The organism is Salinispora sp. H7-4 (assembly GCF_013416675.1).
Classification (GTDB): Bacteria; Actinomycetota; Actinomycetes; order Mycobacteriales; family Micromonosporaceae; genus Micromonospora; species Micromonospora vitiensis.
This window is the reverse complement of the sequence record NZ_JABZED010000072.1, coordinates 1-20,105: the sequence shown is the minus strand read 5'-3', so window position 1 is coordinate 20,105 and position 20,105 is coordinate 1. Positions and strand designations below refer to the sequence as shown.

Annotated in this window: 19 protein-coding genes and 2 tRNA genes; 14 read left to right on the top strand and 7 right to left on the bottom strand. The window is 69.1% G+C overall.

Annotated features, from left to right (window positions below; genetic code table 11):
• Positions 1 to 38 precede the first annotated feature (38 nt).
• Together H0524_RS23870 and H0524_RS23865 are read left to right on the top strand one after the other, a co-directional pair.
• Positions 39 to 269 (top strand): hypothetical protein, encoded by a 231-nt coding sequence (locus tag H0524_RS23870; RefSeq protein WP_180200660.1) that lies wholly within the window; start codon positions 39 to 41, stop codon positions 267 to 269.
• 94 nt (positions 270 to 363) lie between these two features.
• A complete protein-coding gene (locus H0524_RS23865; protein WP_180200659.1) occupies positions 364 to 714 on the top strand; it encodes an STAS domain-containing protein in 351 nt (116 codons plus the stop codon).
• A 66-nt stretch (positions 715 to 780) separates the two neighbouring features.
• Here the strand turns inward: H0524_RS23865 and H0524_RS23860 are convergent, their stop codons facing one another.
• On the bottom strand, positions 781 to 1,965 hold the full coding sequence (locus H0524_RS23860; RefSeq protein WP_309225219.1) for an MFS transporter: 1,185 nt from the start codon (positions 1,963 to 1,965) through the stop codon (positions 781 to 783).
• A gap of 299 nt (positions 1,966 to 2,264) precedes the next feature.
• Here H0524_RS23860 and H0524_RS23855 point away from each other — a divergent pair, with 299 nt between their 5' ends.
• The 4 genes from H0524_RS23855 (at position 2,265) to H0524_RS23840 (ending at position 4,461) form a co-directional block, all read left to right on the top strand.
• Positions 2,265 to 3,002, top strand: coding sequence for a FadR/GntR family transcriptional regulator (locus H0524_RS23855; protein WP_180200658.1), 738 nt, complete (start codon positions 2,265 to 2,267; stop codon positions 3,000 to 3,002).
• Positions 3,003 to 3,031: 29 nt separating this feature from the next.
• A complete protein-coding gene (locus H0524_RS23850) occupies positions 3,032 to 3,277 on the top strand; it encodes a hypothetical protein (RefSeq protein ID WP_018728584.1) in 246 nt (81 codons plus the stop codon).
• A 29-nt stretch (positions 3,278 to 3,306) separates the two neighbouring features.
• Positions 3,307 to 3,663, top strand: coding sequence for a hypothetical protein (locus H0524_RS23845; protein ID WP_180200657.1), 357 nt, complete (start codon positions 3,307 to 3,309; stop codon positions 3,661 to 3,663).
• Positions 3,664 to 3,741: 78 nt separating this feature from the next.
• Positions 3,742 to 4,461, top strand: a complete 720-nt coding sequence (locus H0524_RS23840; protein ID WP_180200656.1) for a PP2C family serine/threonine-protein phosphatase — start codon at positions 3,742 to 3,744, stop codon at positions 4,459 to 4,461.
• Between the two features lie 49 nt (positions 4,462 to 4,510).
• On the opposite strand, the gene H0524_RS23835 is transcribed toward H0524_RS23840, so the two are convergent.
• Together H0524_RS23835 and H0524_RS23830 are read right to left on the bottom strand one after the other, a co-directional pair.
• Entirely contained in the window at positions 4,511 to 5,953 is a 1,443-nt protein-coding gene (locus tag H0524_RS23835) for an MFS transporter (protein ID WP_309225218.1), read from the bottom strand.
• 133 nt (positions 5,954 to 6,086) lie between these two features.
• The gene (locus tag H0524_RS23830) at positions 6,087 to 7,562 is read right to left on the bottom strand and encodes an FAD-binding oxidoreductase (RefSeq protein WP_180200655.1); all 1,476 of its coding nucleotides are present in this window, start codon (positions 7,560 to 7,562) and stop codon (positions 6,087 to 6,089) included.
• Positions 7,563 to 8,127: 565 nt separating this feature from the next.
• On the opposite strand from H0524_RS23830, the gene H0524_RS23825 reads away from it, so the two are divergent.
• On the top strand, positions 8,128 to 8,661 hold the full coding sequence (locus H0524_RS23825) for a YbhB/YbcL family Raf kinase inhibitor-like protein (protein ID WP_180200654.1): 534 nt from the start codon (positions 8,128 to 8,130) through the stop codon (positions 8,659 to 8,661).
• A gap of 101 nt (positions 8,662 to 8,762) precedes the next feature.
• On the opposite strand, the gene H0524_RS23820 is transcribed toward H0524_RS23825, so the two are convergent.
• On the bottom strand, positions 8,763 to 9,476 hold the full coding sequence (locus tag H0524_RS23820; RefSeq protein ID WP_180200653.1) for a class I SAM-dependent methyltransferase: 714 nt from the start codon (positions 9,474 to 9,476) through the stop codon (positions 8,763 to 8,765).
• Between the two features lie 210 nt (positions 9,477 to 9,686).
• Between H0524_RS23820 and H0524_RS23815 the strand changes: the two genes are divergently transcribed.
• Positions 9,687 to 11,498: a hypothetical protein gene (locus H0524_RS23815; protein WP_180200652.1), complete on the top strand. Its 1,812-nt coding sequence runs from the start codon at positions 9,687 to 9,689 to the stop codon at positions 11,496 to 11,498.
• Between the two features lie 15 nt (positions 11,499 to 11,513).
• On the opposite strand, the gene H0524_RS23810 is transcribed toward H0524_RS23815, so the two are convergent.
• On the bottom strand, positions 11,514 to 12,293 hold the full coding sequence (locus tag H0524_RS23810; protein ID WP_180200665.1) for a hypothetical protein: 780 nt from the start codon (positions 12,291 to 12,293) through the stop codon (positions 11,514 to 11,516).
• Positions 12,294 to 12,625: 332 nt separating this feature from the next.
• Between H0524_RS23810 and H0524_RS23805 the strand changes: the two genes are divergently transcribed.
• The gene (locus tag H0524_RS23805) at positions 12,626 to 14,146 is read left to right on the top strand and encodes a peptide deformylase (RefSeq protein ID WP_180200651.1); all 1,521 of its coding nucleotides are present in this window, start codon (positions 12,626 to 12,628) and stop codon (positions 14,144 to 14,146) included.
• Positions 14,147 to 14,239: 93 nt separating this feature from the next.
• Here the strand turns inward: H0524_RS23805 and H0524_RS23800 are convergent, their stop codons facing one another.
• The gene (locus tag H0524_RS23800) at positions 14,240 to 15,358 is read right to left on the bottom strand and encodes a globin domain-containing protein (RefSeq protein ID WP_180200650.1); all 1,119 of its coding nucleotides are present in this window, start codon (positions 15,356 to 15,358) and stop codon (positions 14,240 to 14,242) included.
• Positions 15,359 to 15,501: 143 nt separating this feature from the next.
• Between H0524_RS23800 and H0524_RS23795 the strand changes: the two genes are divergently transcribed.
• From H0524_RS23795 to H0524_RS23780, 4 genes are all read left to right on the top strand, one after another.
• Positions 15,502 to 16,272 (top strand): CPBP family intramembrane glutamic endopeptidase, encoded by a 771-nt coding sequence (locus tag H0524_RS23795; protein ID WP_180200649.1) that lies wholly within the window; start codon positions 15,502 to 15,504, stop codon positions 16,270 to 16,272.
• A gap of 104 nt (positions 16,273 to 16,376) precedes the next feature.
• Positions 16,377 to 16,467, top strand: a tRNA-Ser gene (locus H0524_RS23790).
• Between the two features lie 35 nt (positions 16,468 to 16,502).
• Positions 16,503 to 16,575: transfer RNA gene (locus H0524_RS23785), tRNA-Arg, on the top strand.
• Positions 16,576 to 16,958: 383 nt separating this feature from the next.
• Positions 16,959 to 17,921: a helix-turn-helix domain-containing protein gene (locus H0524_RS23780; protein WP_180200648.1), complete on the top strand. Its 963-nt coding sequence runs from the start codon at positions 16,959 to 16,961 to the stop codon at positions 17,919 to 17,921.
• A 112-nt stretch (positions 17,922 to 18,033) separates the two neighbouring features.
• Here H0524_RS23780 and H0524_RS23775 read toward each other — a convergent pair whose 3' ends face one another.
• Positions 18,034 to 19,431, bottom strand: a complete 1,398-nt coding sequence (locus tag H0524_RS23775) for an IS1380 family transposase (protein ID WP_180200647.1) — start codon at positions 19,429 to 19,431, stop codon at positions 18,034 to 18,036.
• Positions 19,432 to 19,554: 123 nt separating this feature from the next.
• On the opposite strand from H0524_RS23775, the gene H0524_RS23770 reads away from it, so the two are divergent.
• Complete coding sequence (locus H0524_RS23770; RefSeq protein WP_255436208.1) at positions 19,555 to 19,779, top strand: hypothetical protein; 225 nt, start codon at positions 19,555 to 19,557, stop codon at positions 19,777 to 19,779.
• Positions 19,780 to 20,105 lie beyond the last annotated feature (326 nt).

The window sequence follows — 20,105 nt, the reverse complement described above, 5'->3', positions numbered from 1 at the left end:
ATCCTGCCCGGTGCGGATCCCGCCTAGACTTCCGGGGCGTGAGCAGCGAACGTCCGGTCGCCAGTGGCGGGGAGAATCCGCCGACGGGCGACCAGCCCCGGCCCCGGCCCCGGCCCCGGCCCCGGCCCCGGCCCAGTCTGCGCGTGATGGCCCGGGACCGGCGGGTCTGGGCAATCCTCGGTGTGGTCGCCGCCGGGCTGGTCTGCTGCTGCGCGTCGGCCGCCGGAACCCTGTTCGCCCTCGCCGCCGGCATCTTCACCGCCGGGTGAGCACGAGGCCGGCGGCGAGGGCCGGATCAACCTCCTGGACCGCGTAACACCCCCTGGTGGGTTACCGTTTTGCTGGTAGCAGGAGGTCCGGCGGATGTCGTTGACGGTGCACATCCAACAGCACGGCGAGGTCGCCGTCGTATCGGTCGTCGGCGAGTTGGACCCGGTGACCGCGCCGCGGCTGCAGGAGCACATCACCGACCTGTTGGACCGGGGCCGCAGCCGGCTGGTCTTCGACCTGACGCAGGTCTCGTTCTGCGACTCGACCGGGCTGGCCACCTTCATCCACGCGAAGAACAGCTGCGACGAGGCCGGCGGATGCGTACGGCTCGCCGCCCCGCAGCGCGATGTGCTGCGCATCCTCGAGGTCTGCGGGCTCGTCGAGGTGCTGCGGACGTACCCGACGGTCGAGCAGGCCGTCAACCCCACCGCAGCGTCACTGTGACGCCCGCGCCGTCGTCGTGACGCCCCGCGCCGCCACCGTGACGCCTGCGCCATCGGCCCCGGGGCGCTACCCCTCGTCCTCGATGTAGCGCGGACGGGCGATGACCAGGCCGGCGCTGGTCTGCACCGCCAGCGCCAAGATCAAAAATCCGACCGGCACAACCCAGCCACCGGTGGCCCCGTAGAGGACGCCGACGAGCAGCGGCCCCAGCGCCGCGATAAGGTAGCCGGTGCTCTGCGCGAACGCCGACAGCGCCACCGTTCCCTCCGCCGTACGCGCCCGCAGCCCGATGGTCGCGAGGACCAGCGGGAAGGCACCCTGCCCGATGGCCAGCAGGGCCATCCAGAGCAGCGCGCCGCGGTACGGCGCCAGGGCCAGCCCCAGGTAGGCCAGCGTTGACGCAGCGGCCAACGACAGCACCAGCGGTCGGAGCGTCCGCAGCCGACCGGCCAGCGTCGGCATCAGGAGTGCGACCGGCACGCCCAGCGCGGTGACCCCGGCGAGCAGCAGGCCCGCCGTCGCCGGGCGGAACCCGGCGTCCCGGTACAGCTGCGCCAGCCAGCCCATGATCGCGTACCCGCTGAGGGACTGGGTGCCGAAGTACACGGCCATGGCCCAGCCGAGCCGGGTGCGCGCCGGGCGTACCCGAACGCCGGTGGCGGTATCGGTCGGCGCCGATCGCCGCGCAATGGAGCGGGCCCGGCGGGCCAACGGCACCCATGGGAGTACGGCCAGCGCGGCCAGCCCGGCCCAGATTCCGAGCCCGATCCGCCAGGAGCCGAAGGCCTGCGCGGTCGGCACCGCCGCGGCGGCGGACACCGTCATACCCGCGGTCATGGCCGTCGTGTACGCCCCGGTGGCCAGCCCGGTGCGGTGCGGGAAGTACTGCTTGACCAGCAGGGGTAGGAGGATGTTCGCCACCGCGACCCCGGCCAGCGCCAACGCGCTGGTGAGGACGAAGAGCAGCGCGGAGTCGGTGGCCACCCGGAGCACCTGGCCAGCGGCGAGCACCGCCATCGCCACGACCAGCACCCGAGCCGGTGCGACCCGACGGACCAGCCACGGGGTGATCGCCCCGAGCCCGGCGAACGCGATCGTCGGCAGCGTGGTTACCACGCCGGCCATGGTTCCGGAGAGTCCGAGCCCGGTACGGACCTCGTCCAGCAGCGCACCGAGGCTGGTCACCGCGACCCGCAGGTTCGCACCGACCAGAATTATCCCGACGAGCACGAGCGCGGCTCGGCGCGCCACCTGGCGCTCTCCGACCAGAGCCGCGGCCGTGCCGTCCGACCCGCTCTGCGTGGCCGCGCCGTCTGGAGCGCCCAGCCCCTCGGTGGTCACGTCGCCCGACACGCTCTTCGTGGCCACGTCGCCCGGAACGCCTGCCCTCGCCGTGGCCACGCCCGGCGGGCCAGGGTGGCCGGGCACCTCCGGAAAGTTGCTCTCGCGGGGCGGGCGCGGCCTCATCCTGGTGGACGCTGCGGACGGTGGCGGGGTCATGCCCCCGAACCTACAATCATGGGATGAATTTTCGGCAGGAGATGTAACCAGTGCCACCCGAGGTCGAAGCCACCGCCGTCCCACCGCGGGGCCAACGGGTCCAGGAGACAATCGCCCAGCTCCGTGACCGGATCCTCGGCGGTGAGTGGCCGGTGGGCAGCCGAATCCCGACCGAGCCGCAACTCGTCGCGGCCCTCGGTGTGGGGCGCAACACCGTTCGCGAGGCGGTCCGCGCCCTGGCACACGCGGGAGTGCTGGAGATCCGGCAGGGCTCCGGCACCTACGTGGTGTCGGTTGATGAACTGGCGCCGGTGGTGGCCCGCCGACTCACCGACGACCGGATGACCGAGGTCGTCGAGGTTCGGCGCGCCCTCGAGGTGGAGGCCGCCCGACTCGCCGCGCTACGGCGCACCACCGCGGATCTGACGGCGCTCGCCGGCGCGCTCGCCGCCCGGGAGTCCGCGTGGCGCAGCGGACGGGTCGACGAGTTCGTGGCGGCCGACGCCCTGCTGCACACCATTGTTGTCGCGGCGGCACACAACGACATCCTCGCCGAGTTGCACGCCTCCATCGGCATCGCGATGCGCAGCACGGTCGCCGCGACGCTGGGCGAGACCCTGACACCCGATCGTTACGTGGACCACTCCCGGCTGGTAGACGCCATCCGCGCCGGCGATCCGGAGCGGGCGGCCATCGAAGCCGGCGCCTACCTGGCAGCACCGCCGCCAACCCCGGACACCCCCGAAGCACACCGACACCCATGGAAATCCCACGGGCACCGACATTAGTCGTACACCTGTTCGATAAAATCCTGGTCATGGAGCAACGAAAGCACTGGTGGAACGGGAAATGGGGGCGCCTGGCCCGACGCGACGTCTTCCTCCGCGTCAACGCCGACCGATGGCACGTCGAACAGCGCGCCGGCGGCTCGGAGGGGGTCTCCCGGTTCTACGAGTACGGCAGCATCGAGGAGGCCGAAGAGACGGTCCGGGCGCTACTCCGCGGTACCGACACATGGCGTGAGCTCTCCCCCCGCCCTCCGGGCGGCTGGGGCGGTGTTTAACGCACAGAACGGCCGGGAACGGCGCCAGCATGAACGAGCAACGTGTCCTCTCCCGGGTCACCACCGGGATGCGGGTGGTGGACGTCGCCGGTAGCGAGATCGGCACCGTGGACCTGGTCCAGCGAGACGACCCGAACGCGGTGACCGTGCAGGCACCGGCCACCGATCCGGGCAGCAGCCTGAACGAGCTGATCGAGGCCACCGCGGTGGAGGAGCCGGACGTCCCGGCCGACCTGGCGGCTCGGTTGCGCCACTCGGGCTACCTGAAGGTCTCCACCGACCGGGTCCGTACCGGGGCGGTCTACGTGCCCGCCGACCAGATCGCCGCGGTCACCGACGCGGTCCGCCTGGACGTCCCGCTGGCGGAGTTGCCCGCCGAGGAGTGACCCCGCCGACCGAGACTTTCCCAACCCCGCACACCCGCGTAGAGACGAACGCAGGGTGTTCTTGGCAAGCTTGGTCCCATGACGTTGATCCTCCGTTCGGCCATCCGCAACGACATCGGCCTTGTCCGGAACAACAACGAGGACTCCGCCCTGGCCGGTGAGCGCCTCCTCGCAGTCGCGGACGGCATGGGCGGCCTGCCCGCCGGGGAGGTGGCGAGCGAGATCGCTATCCGGATCCTGGACGAACTGACTCCGCCAACCACCCCCACTGCGGCTGCCGACGCGCTCCGTGCCGTGGTCAACGCCGCCAACCAGCGCATCCACGCCGCGATCGCCGCGGATCCGGCCCGGGAGGGCATGGGGACGACGCTGACCGCCACGCTGCTCGCCGAGGACACGCTGGTGCTGGCCCAGGTCGGCGACTCCCGCTGCTACCTGTCGCGCGACGGGGAACTGAGTCTGATCACCCGGGACGACACGTTCGTACAGGCGCTGGTTGACCAGGGGGCGATCACCCCCGAACAGGCCCGGCACCATCCCCAGCGGTCACTGGTGACCCGGGCGGTGCAGGGAGCCGGCGCTCCACCCACGATCGGGACCCTGACCGTTACCTCCGGCGACCGGCTGCTGCTGTGCAGCGACGGGCTCTCCGACTACGTCGAGCACGAGGCGATCGCCGCCACCCTGACCCAGTACGGCGACCGGGAGCTCTGCGGGGAGCAGTTGGTCAAGCTCGCCCACCAGGCCGGCGCGCCGGACAACGTCACCGTCGTGGTGTCCGACGTGACCACAGCCTGAGCGGCCGACCGGCGGGGACAGGCACCCGGTGGGAGACCGGGTGACCTGTTCACCGCGCTGCCTCCTCCCCTTTGGTGAAGATGTCCAACAGGGCGATCAGGAGGGCGACGAGGATGAACGCCGAGATGATCAACAAAGTGACCCGGAAAGCCGCCATCCAGTCACCGCCGGTCCGGTCCAACGTCACGAACAGCGCGGAACTGACGCCGACAATCCCGGCGGAGATTCCCAGGCGGTGCCCGGTCTGCAACATCCCGGCCGCGCTGCCGGCCCGCGTGTTGGACACCTCTGACATGGTCACGGCCTGGTTGGGGATGTTGGTCAGTCCGCTACCCAGGCCGCTGAGGACGAATCCCGCGCCGAGGCCGGCGAGGAGCAGCGGCAGGGCCGCCGAGTGCGGGTTGTCGAAGGTCGGCAGGAAGATGTCACCGATCATGACCGCCACCACTCCGACGAGCGAGGTCAGCAGCCCGAGGGCTACCACCCGGCGGCCGGCTCGCCAGGCCAGCCGACCACCGACGACCGCCCCCGCTGCCGTGCCCCCGGCGATCGGCACCATCACGAGACCGGTGGTGACCGGGCTGTGACCCACCCCGTCCTGCAGGTACAGCGCGAGTACGAAGTACAGCGCGTCGTACGCGCCGAACAACACCGCGATGAGCGCACCCAGGCCATAGGACCGGACCCGCAGCAGGCCCAGGTCAACCAGGGGTGACGCCCGGTGCGGACGCCGCTCCCAGAACCCGAAGCCGGCGAGAACGAGCACGCCGACCGGCACCAGCACCCACAGGACCGGGGTCCGGGCCGTCTCCTCCACCATCGGAATCCAGAGCGCCACTATTCCGACGACGAACAAGACGACGCCCACCGGGTCCGTGCGTCGCCACCAGAACCGTTCCGGGGGCACCCGCAACGCGGGAATCACGAGAAACCCCAGGGCAGCTGCCAGGAAGGCGACCGTGGCGTCCGCGACGAAAATCAGCCGCCAGCCGTGCTCCGGACTGACGTCCACCAACAACCCGCCCAGAACCGGTCCGGACCCGAGGGCGACGGCGAACGCCACCCCGAGCAAACCGTACGGACGGCCCCGCTCCTCCTTGCGGAACAGCTGCTGGAACAGCCCGAGAACCTGCGGGCTGACCGCCCCGAGCGCGCCGCCCTGCACCAACACGGAGAGCACCAGCCAGACCGGTGTTTGGGCGAGGGCGGCGGAGGTGGCCGCCGTCCCGGCGAGCACCAGGCCGGACACGAAGACCGCGCGCCGTCGCCACACGTCACCGAGCCGGCCACCGGGCACCAACATCAGGGCATAGGCCAGCGCGTAGCCGGCGACCAGCCACTGCTGGCCGTCCTCGCCGAGGCCGATCGTCGCGGCGATCTGCGGCACCGCGATGACCAGCATCGCGGTGGTGACCGTCCCGAGGAATACGACCACCTGACAGACCGCGGCCACCAGCCACCGCCGGGCCCGCCCGCGGGATCCCTCCCCCACCGACGTCCGCCCGGAACGGGGCTCGCGGGCCGTCAACGCGACCTCCCGGCATCCTCGCGACTGGTCACGCGCCCCCCTTACCCACCCGTACGGCATCTCCTCTCATCCGGACGACTCTCGTGGCTCCACCTCGTCAGTGCGGCCGGATGCTCTGCTCGTACTGGAAGAACTCATGCGGGTCGTACCTGGTCTTGATCTCACGCAGCCGGGGGTAGTTGTCGCCGTAGTACGCGGTGGCCCAGTCACCGATGCTGCTGTCCGGGACGTTGACGTAGGAGCCGTTGACGTAGGGCAGCAGCGCCTGGCGGAACTGCTCCGTCCACGCCATGACCGTCTTCTGCTCCTCGTCGTTCTCCCAGTTCCCGCTCCACTCCATGTAGTACCTCGGGCCCCGGTGGAAGAACGCGGTGGCATCGGTCGGAACCCGGTCCACGGCACCGCCCCAGTTCAGACACCAGATCTCGCCGCCGAGATCGGGAAGTTCGGCCAGGTGCCGAACGATCGTGTCGATCCCCCGCCTCGGGAGGAGGTCATACACCCAGGACGAGGGGATGTGCGTCTTCCGCGGTGTGTCCGTCGTTCCGGCGAGCTGGTTCCAGGCGTCCAGGTAGGAGGTGGTCTCCGTGATGACCTGAGGGTTTCCCACCTCGATCAGCGGCCCAATTATCTTGCGCAGCCGGTACTCGGAACCGCGATAGATACCGTTACAGTAGATGTGGCCGTCTGTTCGGGTCTTCGGGTTGAAGACCGAACCGAATCCGTCGTCGGCGAAGGGCGCAATTCGCTGCCAGCGCTCGAACAGCTCCCCGACGTGTTCCCAATCATCCCAGGTAATCTGATACACCACGACATCCGAAACCGGATGGACGTGGTACGTGTAATTGGTCGCGATGCCGAAATTGCCGCCGCCGCCCCCACGCGAGGCCCACAACAGGTCGGCGTGCTGCGCCTCGTCCGCGTGGACGAGCCGGGCGCCCCGCTCGCCGTCGGGAATGACAATATCGAGACCCGCCAGGCTGTCGCTGGTCACCCCGAGACTCCGACTGAGCTGACCAATCCCGCCGCCCAACGTGACCCCGGCGACGCCGACGCCGACCTCCGCTCCGGTGGGAATGGCGAGACCCTGTTCCCCCAACGCCTCGACGACCTGGTCCTGGGTCGCTCCGGTCTGCACGGTCGCCTGGCGCGTATGCGTGTCCAGCTCGATCTCCTGCATGTCGCTGACGTCGATGATGACGCCGCCGTCCACCGCCGACCACCCCTCCAGGGCGTGCCGACCACCGCGAGCACGGAAAGCCACATCGTGTCGACGGCACCAGGTGATCGCATTGATCACATCCTGGGAGTCCTGGCAGAAGACGATGACCAGCGGGTACGGATTGAACTGTCGGTTCCACCCGAGTCGCGCGGCGTCGTAGTCGGCGTCGTCGGGGAACACCAGCCGCCCGGTCAGCCTTCCCGGGTCCGGGTGTGGACCTCGCCCCGCTGTCGTCGCGCTTGGCGCACGGTCACCATAGGTCGCCAGAGCGGAGGGCGAGATGGCGGCGGCGCCGGCAACTCCCGCACCCACCGCCAGGACCCGTAAGACGTTTCGTCGAGTGGCTTCCATTTCCTTCTCCTTCAACACCGGGAGAACGACCCAGTGTCGCCCGGCCCGCGAATTCGGCTATTTTGTGGGCACCATTGGGTTGCCCGGTCACCGACAAATCCGGAATCGTCGGGTCAATGCCGGACATCACCCCGTCGATTTAGGTGTCATAGCGCCATCAACGCACCTCGCACCACCCTGGGCGCGTTTCCGTCCCGCCGTGCCGGATCGTCTGTTTTGACCGTATCAGTCAGGTCCCCCGGCCGAAGGCGCTTGACTGGATCGCCAATAGCCACGTGATACGCCCGAGACTGATGGGAATTCAGTCAGCTAATGGGAAAGCGCGGTCAGCGACGACCCCTCCGGCTCACCACCGACCACGTGAGGCCGACGATCAGCGCCAGCGATGCCGCAAGACACAACAGCAGGGTAAGGTGCCACGGTTTGATCGCGCTCATGGTCCGACACCCTAGCCAGAGCCGGCAAGACCCCGCGCCCCGAGGAGACACTTCCGGTTCACCGGCCAGGCTGGACGAGGTATGAAGGTGCACAGGCGACAATCCGCACACCGGAAGGACCTGGCTCGATGACCCTGGAACGACCGATCGCCCCGGACCCGTACGAACTGCTGCCGACGGTGCCATCGTTCACGCTCACCAGTGCCGACGTACGCAACGGGGAGCCGATGGACGCGGCGTACGCTCATCCGAGCGTCGGCGGCGACGACCTCTCCCCACACCTGGCCTGGTCGGGCTTCCCCGCCGAGACCAAGGGGTTCGTGGTGACCTGCTTCGACCCGGACGCGCCGACCGGCAGTGGCTTCTGGCACTGGGTGCTGGTCAACCTGCCGACGGGGGTGACAGAGCTGCCGCGGGGCGCGAGCGGCGATGCCCTGGGCGGCGCCTTCGCGGTTCGCAATGACTACAGCCAGCAGGACTACGGGGGCGCCGCCCCGCCGCCCGGTGATCATCCGCACCGATACCTCTTCGCGGTACACGCGCTGGACGTGGAGCGCCTCGACGTCACCCCCGACGCCTCCCCGGCGTACGTGGGCTTCAACCTCGCCTTCCACACCCTGGCCCGCGCGGTGATCCGGCCGACCTACCAGGTCACGCAGTAGCGTCCCCCGCGTTCCGCGATCCGCGTCCGGCCTGGTGGCGTCGGCGGGTATGGCGGAGGCGACCAGCGCCGGATCGCGGGGAAGGCGGGGCGGCCGTCGGGTCAGGAGGGCGTACGGGCCACCGCGAAGACGGACTGACCGAACGGGGGGCGGACCAGCTGCTCGACGGCCTTGGTCAGCGGGAGTACCAGGGTGTCGTACACCTTGACCATCGGGCCCTCCTTCGGCATCAGCCGGAAGACCTTGGTCGCCATGAAGTAGCCGATCAATCCGAGCGCATTCGCGTAGTGGATCTTTTCCACGGTCAGCCCGGCTTCGGTCATCGCCGCGGCCAGGGTCTTCGTCGTGTACCGCCGGACGTGGCCGGTGGCGATGTCGGCGGGGCTCATCGCGAACTCGAACGCCGGCACGATGATGATCACCGGGCTGCCCGGCCGGACCAGGTCACGCATGCCACGCAGGGCTCCGACGTGGTCCTCGATGTGCTCCAGGACGTTGTACGAGACGGCGGCGCTGTAATCGCCGCGGTCGGTGTGCGGCAGCAGCATCTCACGAACCTCGATGCCCGGCTGCTCGGCGGCGAGCCGTTCCTTCAGGGCGACCAGGCGCTCCGGGTCGGCCTCGGTGGCGGTGAAGTGGGGTACCCGCGCGGCCCACTCCAGCGCGTAGTCACCGAGGCCGCTGCCGATCTCGATCGGGTTCGCACCGAGGTACGGCAGGGCCAGCTCAACGAACCAACGGCGGTGGTTCACGGCGGTCGCAAGGCCTTCCAGCACCTCGGACTGGACACGCTGATTACCAGTTATTTCTGCCATACGTCGATTCCTCACGGTGTGGACTGACTTGACCCCGCCTGGACCGACAGAGTGAACCATCCACATAGAAGGCGGAACAAATCGGGGCATCGGGGTGACCGAAATGCGATCGGGCTAGGTACATGATCAGCGGCCGGGAGCCGGCACATGCTACCAATCACCCAAAACCTGGCCCAGCGCGGCCATCGCCTGACTACGCTCTGAATTGGTATGACTACCGCCGATTCGAGTCGCGCCGCCGACGCCTCCGAGGAGGGAGCGCCGGCCTCCCCGCCTGACCAGCCCCGCACCCGGTGGCGGGTCGACCTGTTGGCAGTACTGAGCTTCGTCCTGCTCGCGTTCTGGGTGACCATCCGGCTCTGGCTGGACCCCGAAGACGGGCTCCGGGACAACCGCACCGATCAGTCCCAGTTCGAGTGGATGATGGCGCACGGTTCACGAGTAGTGACCGATTTCGCCTATCCGTTCACCTCGGAGCGAATGAATGTGCCGGAGGCCGTCAATTTGATGGCCAACACGTCGGTACTATCTGTGTCTATACCAATGACGCCGGTTACCCTCCTGGCCGGTCCCCGGATGTCCTTCCTGCTCTTCCTAACCCTGGGTATGGCAGCCACCGCAACATCGTGGTATTTCCTGCTCTCCCGGGTGGTGGTCCGCTCCCCCGGCCCGGCCTGGCTCGGCGCCACGTTCTGCGGGTTCGCGCCCGCGATGGTCTCGCACGCCAACGCCCACCCCAACATCGTCTCCCAGTTCGTCGTACCACTGATCATCTGGCGCACCCTGCGCCTCAGCGAGCCGGGCCGCTGGCTCCGCAACGGCATCCTGCTCGCCCTGGTTATCGTCTGGCAGGCCTTCCTCAACCTGGAAATCCTGCTGATGACCGCGATCGGCCTCGGCGTGGTCGTGGCCGCGCTCGCCCTCCGCCGGCCCGACCTGCGCCAACGGGCACGCCCATTCCTCGCCGGGCTGGGCGTCGCCGCAGCGGTCGCGCTCCTCCTGCTGGCGTACCCGCTCTACGTGCAGTTCTTCGGCCCCGGCGCCTACCGGGGACTCTCCCCCCTCATCCGCGGCTACTCCACCGACCTCGCCTCGTACGTGGCGTACTCCCGGGAGTCGCTGGCCGGCGACGAACCAGGCGCGCGCGGGCTGACGCAGAACCCCACCGAGGAGAACGCCTTCTTTGGCTGGCCCCTGTTGGTGCTCGGCGCCGCACTCGTCTGGTGGCTGCGCCGCAATGTCGTCGTCCGGGCCCTGGCCCTGCTCGCGGTGCTCTTTGCGGTGCTCTCACTCGGCCGGGAGATCGTGTTCAACGGCGAGCTCACCGGCATCCCGGCCCCCTGGGCCGTGCTGGAGAACCTGCCCATCCTGCACTCGGTGGTACCCACCCGATGGGCGCTGGCCATCACCCCGCTGTTCGGGCTCCTGCTCGCCTACGGGGCGCAGCGCGCCCAGAGCCTCGCCAACCGAAATCCCGCCGCCCGGCCGCAGATCCGCTTCGCCACCGTCACCGTACTGGCGATGGCGCTCGTGCCGCTCCTGCCGACCCCACTGCCAGCGGTCCGGCTGGAGCCCACCCCCGCCTTCGTCACCTCCGGCGCGTGGCGGCCCTACGTGACCGATGGACGCAGCATCGTCACCCTGCCGCTACCGAGCACCCACTACGCCGACCCGCTGCGGTGGTCCGCCGAAACGGGACTGGACATGCCGATCGCCCGCGGATACTTCCTCGGCCCGGACACCCGCCCCGGTCGGCACCGGGTCGCCCTGTTCACCGCGCCGGCCCGCCTGACCAGCGAACTCTTCGAGGAGATCCGGCGCACCGGCGCAGTGCCATCGATCAGCCAGCAGCAGCGGACGGCCGCCGAGGAGGACCTGCGGTACTGGCGGGCCGGCGCAGTCATCCTCGGTCCGCACGAGCACGCCGACGCGCTACGCAACGGCATGACCGAACTGCTCGGGACAGCGCCGACCTACACCGGGGGCGTCTGGCTCTGGGACGTGCGAAACGTCACCTCCTGACCGAAACCAGCCCGATCAGGATCGGCGGAGGCAGCAACCCGCGCACGTCTTCGGGCGAGGCAGGGTGAACGCGAGGCAGCAGGTGTACCGCTGCACCGTCGGTTCGCCGTTCGGACCCGGCACCAAGTCGACCAGGTCCCGCAGGTCGAGCGTCTGGAGCAACGTGTCGATCGTGGCGACGGAGGAACCCGGCAGGCCGTCGGCGGCACTCAGGATGGCGTGGGCGACCCCGGCGGCCACCGAGCCCAACAACGTTCGGGTGCCGATCCGCACCTCCGCCTGGATTGCCGCGATCACCGGGGCGAGGTGAGCGTCGAGCAACGTCGCCCGGAGTGCCGCGAGCAACTCCACGTCGCCGGCCACCACCCGCACCTCGGGCCGGCCGGACAGCGCCAACGGGTCGCCGGGCAGGACCGCCACCGCGGTGGACCGGCGCAGACCCAGGGTGAGCAGCGACCGCGGATCCGCGAAGTGGATCAGCACATCGGCGGGAACAAGCAGGGGAACCCGCCGGACCGAGGCCCAACCCAGTACCGCCGGCAGAGCCGCCCAGTAGCTGTATGCCTTCCAGGCCAGCGCCGCACTGGCGTGCCGGGTGCCACCCCACTGGTCAGCGGCCGCGGCCAGGAGCTCGGGCAGCCGCGTCCCGTCGACCAAGCTGGTGACGGGTGACCAACCAGCGTCATCGGTGACCAACAGGCCGCGGGCCAGCCCGGGCACGTCGTCGGTGCCGAAGAGCTGGCGCAGCGCCATGGTGACCGGCGCCAACGGCGCGGCAGCTGCCGTGCCGGGCATAGCTGTTGTCACCCGACGCCCCTCCCGTCGTCCACCGCTCCGATAAGCCAAGGCTAGCCTAACTTTTGTGGGGCTCGACAACTCCGGCCCATCCCACGCCCGTCGACTCCGGCTCATCGCGCGCCTCAGCGACTCCGGCTCATCGCGCGCCTCGGCGTACGACCCGCTCATCCCGCGCTTCGGCGTACTACCCGCCCGCCAGCCCGGGGAAACAACCGCCGCACTATCGACCCTCATCGCTGGTGAGTCAAGCCTCATGTCGACAAGGTGGCACTTCTATATCCGACCAATGACAGAACGTGAAACTGATAGTCCCGGCCCCAAGGAAGCTGATGACGACATCACCGCTCGATCGGGCGGCCGACGCCTTTGCCGTCGAACTCGCCCGCCACCGGACCGAGCGAGGGCTGACCAAGAAGCAGTTGGCGACGCTGATGGGGTTCGACCCGTCGTATGTGAGCCACGTGGAGGGACGCCGGCACCGGCCCACCGAAGACTTCGCCCGGCGGGCAGAGGCCGTGCTGGAGGCCAGCGGAGCGATCTGGCAACGCTTCTGCGAATACGACGAACTCCGACACACCCGTAGCGACCGGACGGCGCACCGCGAGCCACCCGCCCCCGGGCAGTGGCTGCCCCCCGGCACCGGATTGATCGTCGAACGGGAACACGCCAGCCTCACCTACCGGGATGAGACGTACCACTGCGTGATCCGCCGGGAGCTGCACAACGCCGGGACCGAGCCGATCACCCGCTACCTCGTCCGCGTCGCCGTTGACCGCTACCCGAGCGACCCCGGCCGCTCCAACCGGCACCACCGGACGCACCCGCTCACCTTCGCCGAATTGCAGCTTCGCGCGTACCGGCTGGACGGGCCGGAGCGCGAGGCGATGCACTGGCGAACCAAGCACGACCGGGACGCCTTCAAGGAGATCTGGCTGCTCTTCGAGAACGCCGACCGGCGCTTCCCGCTCTACCCGGGCGACCGCGCCACCATCGAGTACGCCTACCACGTCGGGGCGGACAAGTGGGGCCCCTGGTTCCAGCGGGCCGTCCGGGTACCCACCCGGCACCTCGCCGTCCGGCTCGACCTGCCCACCGTCCTCGACCCACAGGTCTGGGGTGCCCAGACCTCGCTCTCCGCGGCGGAAGGCCCGCTCCGCACCCCGGTGGCCCGCCGGGAGGAGGGCGATCGAACGATCTTCGCCTGGGCGGCAGACGAGCCGCCGCTGAACGGCCGCTACCGGATGCAGTGGCGATTCCGGTCCCGACCCGAAGGGGAGCCGACAGAGCCCGGCTGGCTGCGACCAAGCGACCGGATGCGCAGCCTCGGCATCCTCCAACACGATGCCGATCTACTCCGCCAGCCCACCCAGCCGTTCGACCTACCCCGCGAAGTAGGGGCAGCCCAGGAGACCGTGGAACGGCTCACCGCAGCCCTGCTCCGCCTGGACGAGCTACACCCGTTCAGCAAGGGGGTCGGCGTCGCCGCTCCGCAGATCGGCATCGGCCGCGCCGCCGCCGTCGTCCGCCCCCCGGACCGCGGCGGCGAACCCGTCGTCCTGCTCAACCCGCGGGTGGTCGACACCGCACCCGACACCGACGAACAGTACGAGGGGTGCCTCTCCTTCTTTGACCAGCGCGGTCTCGTGCCCCGCCCGCTGCGAATCGACGTCGAGCACACCCACCTCGACGGCAGTCGGGTCATCACCTCCTACGAGTACGCCATGGCGCGCCTCGTGGCACACGAGATCGACCACCTTGAGGGACGCCTCTACGTCGACCGGATGGCGCCCGGCGTGCCCCTGGTACCGGTCGAGGAGTACCGGCACACCGGCCAGCCCTGGCGCTACTGACAGCATCGGACGGCCACGTCCGCCCGGGGGAAGGAGGGCCGGGCGGACGTGGCCGTCGTGGGCGGTGCCGGTCCGCCCGATGGGTAATGTCCGTTACAACTCACCGAAGGTGTCGTACCGGGTGCGCTCCGGCGGCACCTCATCGCCGGAGAGCACCCGCAGCGTGGCCCGGACCATCGACGCCGACCCGGAGACGTAGCAGTCATGCGCCGTCCACGGACCGTACCGGCCGACCACCTCAGAGATGTCGCCCAGCTCACCTGCGAAGCCCGCATCCGCGCTACACGCCGGTGTCACCGACAGCCACGGATGCCGGGAGACCAGCTCCTGAAGCCCGGCCAGGCCATAGAGATCAAGCGGCGTACGGGCGCCGTAGAAGACGTGCACCCAGCGGGTCCGGTTATAGCCCGCCAACTCCTCGACCAGCGCCTTAACCGGAGCCAGGCCCACGCCGCCGGCGACACAGAGGACGTCCCGGTCCGATCCCCGATCCAGGGTCATCGACCCCATCGGCGCCGCCAACCGCAGCAGGTCACCCGGCTTCACCCGACGAACCAACGCGCCGGACAACCATCCCGCACCCGGCGGCGTCCGAACGTGGAACTCCAGCACGTTGTCGTCGTTCGGCGCATTCGCCACCGAATAGGTCCGCCACACCCGCGGGTGGTAGCGGGGCGCCTCGATACTGACGTACTGACCGGCCCGCCACCGCAGCGGATGCTGGAGGGCGCGGACCGTCAACACCGCCGTGTCCGGCCCATACCGAACGTGGGTCAACACCTCCGCATGCCAGAACGGCGGGTTGTCGTCCGCCGCCGCCCCCGCGAGCATCTTGCCCGAGATGGCCGCGTACGCGTCCCGCCAGGCCTGGTCGAAGGTCAGATTCCAGCCGTCACCGGCGGTGCTGCGCAGGGCGTCCAGCAGGGCAACGCCCATGGTCTCGTAGTTCGTCGCCTCGACGTGGTACTTCCGGTGGTCCCGACCCAGCGAGCGGAGGAACTCGTCGAAGCCCTCCGGGTCGTCCACCGTGTGGGCGGCGGTGATGATCGCCTCCAACAGCCGATCACCCTGGCCCGCCATCTGCGCCGGAAAGAGCGAACGCAGCTCGGGGTCGAGCAGGAACAGCCGGGCGTAGAAGTGCTCGCTCAGCCGGTCCCGGTGCTCCTCAACCAGGGTCCAACTCTCCTTGAGTAGCCGCGCGACGTCGTCCACTGGAGCGCGCTCCTTCTCCGTACGGGGATCGGGCAACCCAAGAATGGCCACGGAGCATGCCAACCGGTCGCACAGAATGTGCGACCGGTTCATGAGGTCTGCTCGGTGCCACGATCAGGAGTCGGGTCAGGCACAGTGGTGCGGTGACCCTCGATCTAGACCGACCGGTGACTCGCCGGACGCTGAGCACCGAAACGTGGCTGGTCCTCGGCTTGTCGCTCGGTCAGTCGGCCGTCTACGCCCTGACCTCGATCGTCGCCAAACTCACCGCCGAGGGACCGCTGTCGGCGCAGACCGCCGCCCTGAACACCTCCCGGTCCGAGCGGCCCTACCTTGATCTCACGTACCAGCTGCTCGGGATCAGTTTCGCCCTGCTGCCGGTGCTGCTCGCCGTACACCTGCTGGCGCGCAACCCCGGCGATCCGGCCCGGACGCTCGGCCTGGACGCCCGCCGGCCCGGCCAGGACCTCGTCCGCGGCGCCGGCCTGGCCGCGCTGATCGGCCTGCCCGGACTGGCCCTGTTCTGGGCGGCGGCGCAACTCGGGCTCAACGCGACGCTGGTGCCCGCCGCGCTGCCGGACGTCTGGTGGGCAGCACCAGTGTTGATCTTCGCCGCCGTGCAGAACGCCGTACTGGAAGAAGTGATCGTGGTCGGCTACCTCGTCACCCGACTGCGGCAGCTCCAGTGGCGACTCGGTGCGGTCGTCGCCACCAGCGCGCTACTCCGCGGCTCCTACCACCTCTACCAGGGGTTCGGCGCGTTCGTCGGCAACGCGGTCATGGGCGTCATCTTCAGCCTGTACTTCCTCCGCACCCGGCGGGTGATGCCACTGGTGGTGGCGCACACGCTCCTGGACATCGTGGCCTTTGTCGGCTACGCGGCGCTGCCGAAGGAGTGGTTCGACTGGCTCTGAGGTCCGCGGCGACACCGACCTCCGGTCGGCCCGCGGGTAGTCGCTTTGCTCCCGGCGACCGGGGCCCTGTATTCTCAACCCCCGGTGGCCTGCGAGGCCGCCAGGGAGACTTCGCCTAGTCTGGTCTATGGCGCCGCACTGCTAATGCGGTTGGGGTTTTAAAGCCCCTCCCGGGTTCGAATCCCGGAGTCTCCGCGCGAAAGTCGGTCGTGTAGGCTGACCAAGCACCAGCGCCCGTAGCTCAACGGATAGAGCATCTGACTACGGATCAGAAGGTTAGGGGTTCGAATCCCTTCGGGCGCGCAAGATCGTAAGGCGCTTGACCTGCAAGAACAGGGGTCAGGCGCCTTTGCTGTCTCGTCCCTAGTGGACGGTTGGGTGCTCCGTGGGTGCTCGTGCGACGCGCATCCCCTCCGTCCCGCTCCGTCCCGGTGGCAGCCCGCCCTGTCCCAGTGGGTTTTGATCATGGTTCCCCCTCTAGCCCTACGAGCCCAGAAACGAGACGGCGAGGCTGGCCGGGCTCCTTGGTCGGGTGTCGCGGCGCTGGCGGTACGTCTTCGTCAATCTCTCCGGCTTGCGGGCGCCGGTATGCCCCTGTCGCTGACATCCGTTAATGCCAACGTGCCGTTAGGGAAATATAGAAAGCGGTGACCGTCTTCCTCCGATCGCGATGGAGGTCCTCCCCCTTGGACCCGCAGCAACTCAAGGACGTGAAGCGGGCGCTTGGACGGCGGCTCGCCGCGTGGCGCAAGACGCGTGGCCTGATTCAGGATGACGTGGCGCGGCTGGTGCACAGCACTCGAAGCACGGTGGCCGGGGTCGAACGCGGCGAGCAGGTGGTCGACCGGGTCTTCTGGGTGCAGTGCGAGTCACTTCTCCAGGCCGGCGGCGAGCTGATCGCCGGCTACGACGAGTACCGGTCGTTCGAGATCAGGCATCGGGAGGAAAAGGCCGACGCGGCACGCCACGCCCGCTGGGGCACAGTCCTCGATCACCAGACGATCACCGAGGCCAGTTCCCCCAGCCGGCTTCCCGATCCCGACAGGCTGTTGCCGACCACAGGTGCTTCCACTGGTGACTCAGTATTGGTGCAGGATCCGGGTGCAGCGTACGTTGGAGTGCGGCAGGCGATCATGATCGTCGCGCGGGAGACCAGCAAGCACGCGATGGACGCAGGGGCTAGGGCCGTGTCGGACCTGACGATTGAGCAGCTACGCGATGACGCGATCGGGATCGCACGGGGTTTCGGGCAGCTGACACCCGCCGCCACGATCAACGAGGCGCTGCGGGTGCGTGGGCTCGCCGTCGAGGCACTGGAGCGAACCCGACGGCCCGGCCAGCAGCACGAGTTGTATCTGATCACCGCGCAGGCGGCGGCCTTGCTGGCCAGCGCGGCTGCTGACCTGGGTTTGTGGTCGCCGGCGATGCAGTACGCCCGGGCCGCCGACACCTACGGAGAGATCATCGGACACCAAGGAGTTCGTGCCTACGCCCGGGGGATGCAGGCCACGATCGCGTACTGGACTGGCCGGTACGAGGAAGCGGTGCGGTACGCCGCTGCGGCGGTAGATATCGCCCCGCCCGGCGTTGCTCACGTGCGCGCCCAGTGCGTGCTAGCCTCGGTCTTTCATTTGAGCATGGGTTCATAGCTGTTTATCGATGAAGTTGATTCGCGCTGTTTTTGCCGCTTTGTTGGCATGCTGAGGGCCCGGCGCTGGGCCGGGTTCCTCCGTGTTGCTGGTTGGAGCGTGAGCCTCGAAGTCAGCCGGCGGGCCGGGGTAGCGCAGCGAGCTTGTTGAATGCGCTGGCCAGGGCGTCGGCCCAGGGCCAGTTGGCGGCGATGGCGAGGCGGGTCCGCCGGGCGGTGCGGGTGGTCCGGGCTGCGATGTGTAGCAGCCGGTAACGCAGCTTCTTGGGCTCGGCGGTGGCCAGTTCGCCGTTCAGGAGCAGGTTCTGAGTCCAGGTGAGCAGGTCGATGCCGGTCAGTGCCAACTGGAGCCAGGCCTGGTTGATGGCGAAGCGTCGGGACGGGAACCGGCCGAAACCGGTGTTCTTGCCGGTGCGGATGCGGTCTTCAACGCGGGCGTGAGCCCGGTGCCGGGCCTCCAGGAACTGGACGCTGCCGCCGCCGGGTGGGGTGTCGGTGGCGACGACCTGATGCCGCCAGCCCTCGATGGTGTCGAACAGCGACAGCTGGGCGCCGGGGTGCGGGCGTTCCCGGCGGACCAGGAACCGGGTGCCCTCCGGCCAGCCGGTGGCGTCGACCAGGCCCGTGATCTCGCAGACCTCGGCATGTTCACGTAGGCCACCATCGGTGTCGACGGCGGGAGCCCAGCCGGTGGCAGCCCGGATCGCCGCCCGCACACCTTCGGTGATAGCGGCGCCGACGGAGAACCGGATGTCCAGGTGCTGCTCGCGCAGGCCGCGGATGTGAGCGAGGAAGCCGTGACTAGAACCAGCCGAATCGGCGCGCAGCAGGATCGGGGTGCCGTGCCGGTGCGCGTCGGGGATCTGGGCGAGGGCCTGGTCGAGCACGGTGATGTGGTCGGTGGTGGTGTTGGATCCGGCCCGGCCTTCGCGCAGCAGGCCGGCGAGGGCTTCGCCGGTGTTGTCCAGGAAGCACAGCAGCGGGTGGTAGCCGAACGTCTTCTTCCAGGTACGCGTCGCCGACTCCTTGTCGGAATGGCAGATCACGATGGTCGCGTCAATGTCCAGGACCAGGCCGTCGACCGGCTGGCCGGCCACCATCGGCTGCGGCAGGTCACCGCGAACCTCGGCGTGCTGGGCCCAGGCGATCTCCCGGGCGTGTGCCCGTGCAGACCGCAGATCGGCCAGCACCGTGTCGTCGAGCTGTGACAACAGCCGCCACGCGGTCGGGTCGGAGGCCACCGGCCCGAACAGGGCCCGCTGGTCTCGTAGTACTGCCAGGTCAGCGATGGCCTCACCACCGTCGGCCAGCATCACGGCAAGATCGACGGCGATCCGGCCCGGATCATGCCCGCGCTGCCGCTGCCGCAGACCCGCAAGGGCGTGGCTGAACGCGCTGGTCAGGCCGGTCGCATCGGCCAGATCAGCGAGCAGCCGGGCACCAGCGTGACCGACAACGCCCCGCCCGTCTCCGGTCACCATGATCTTCGGACGTGTTGCGGTAGCCTTCATCCAGCAAGTGCCTTCCGTGACAGGAACATCGGACCCTCAGCAAGTCCTATTTTCCCTGATCAGAAGGCACTTCCTCATTTGCGGTCCACTCCTTGGGCAGCCCTTAACGAAGGGCCGAGGTTAGTGGTTACGTTCGCCGTCGCCGCCGCGCTGGCCACGATCTACGATGTCGTCCTGGCGGTAGCGACCGACGCGTCGGCTACCGAAACAATGCTGATGTGCCTGAGCAGCGCGGTCGCTGTGCTCGGCCCCACCGTGGCCTACGTTGTCCTCGCCCACGCCATGTTGAGGACTGATTCGGCCCGGCGGCATTTCCCGTCGCCGGCATCAGCCCCGGTCAGCACCTAGCCGGCGCACTCGCGCGCCGGCATGCAGCCCCGCGGGGCGCGGTCGGGGGCACGCCGCGCCCCACGGGAGGGCGCGGTCGTGCACACTGGCCGCGGTCTGGTGCTACGCGGTTTCGACTCGACAGGCCCGGGCAGGTCAAGACGCATGAATAGCCCATTCCGTACCTATCATCACCTAGGAGGGCAAAGAGTCGTCAATGTGATGGGAAATCATGAACAGAAGCGCAAAGGTGATGACCACCCGCGCCACCGCGACCGCTGTGGTAGCCGCCACCACCGCATTCGTGATGATGGGCAACGTGGTCAACGCCGCGCCCGTCGGCCCGA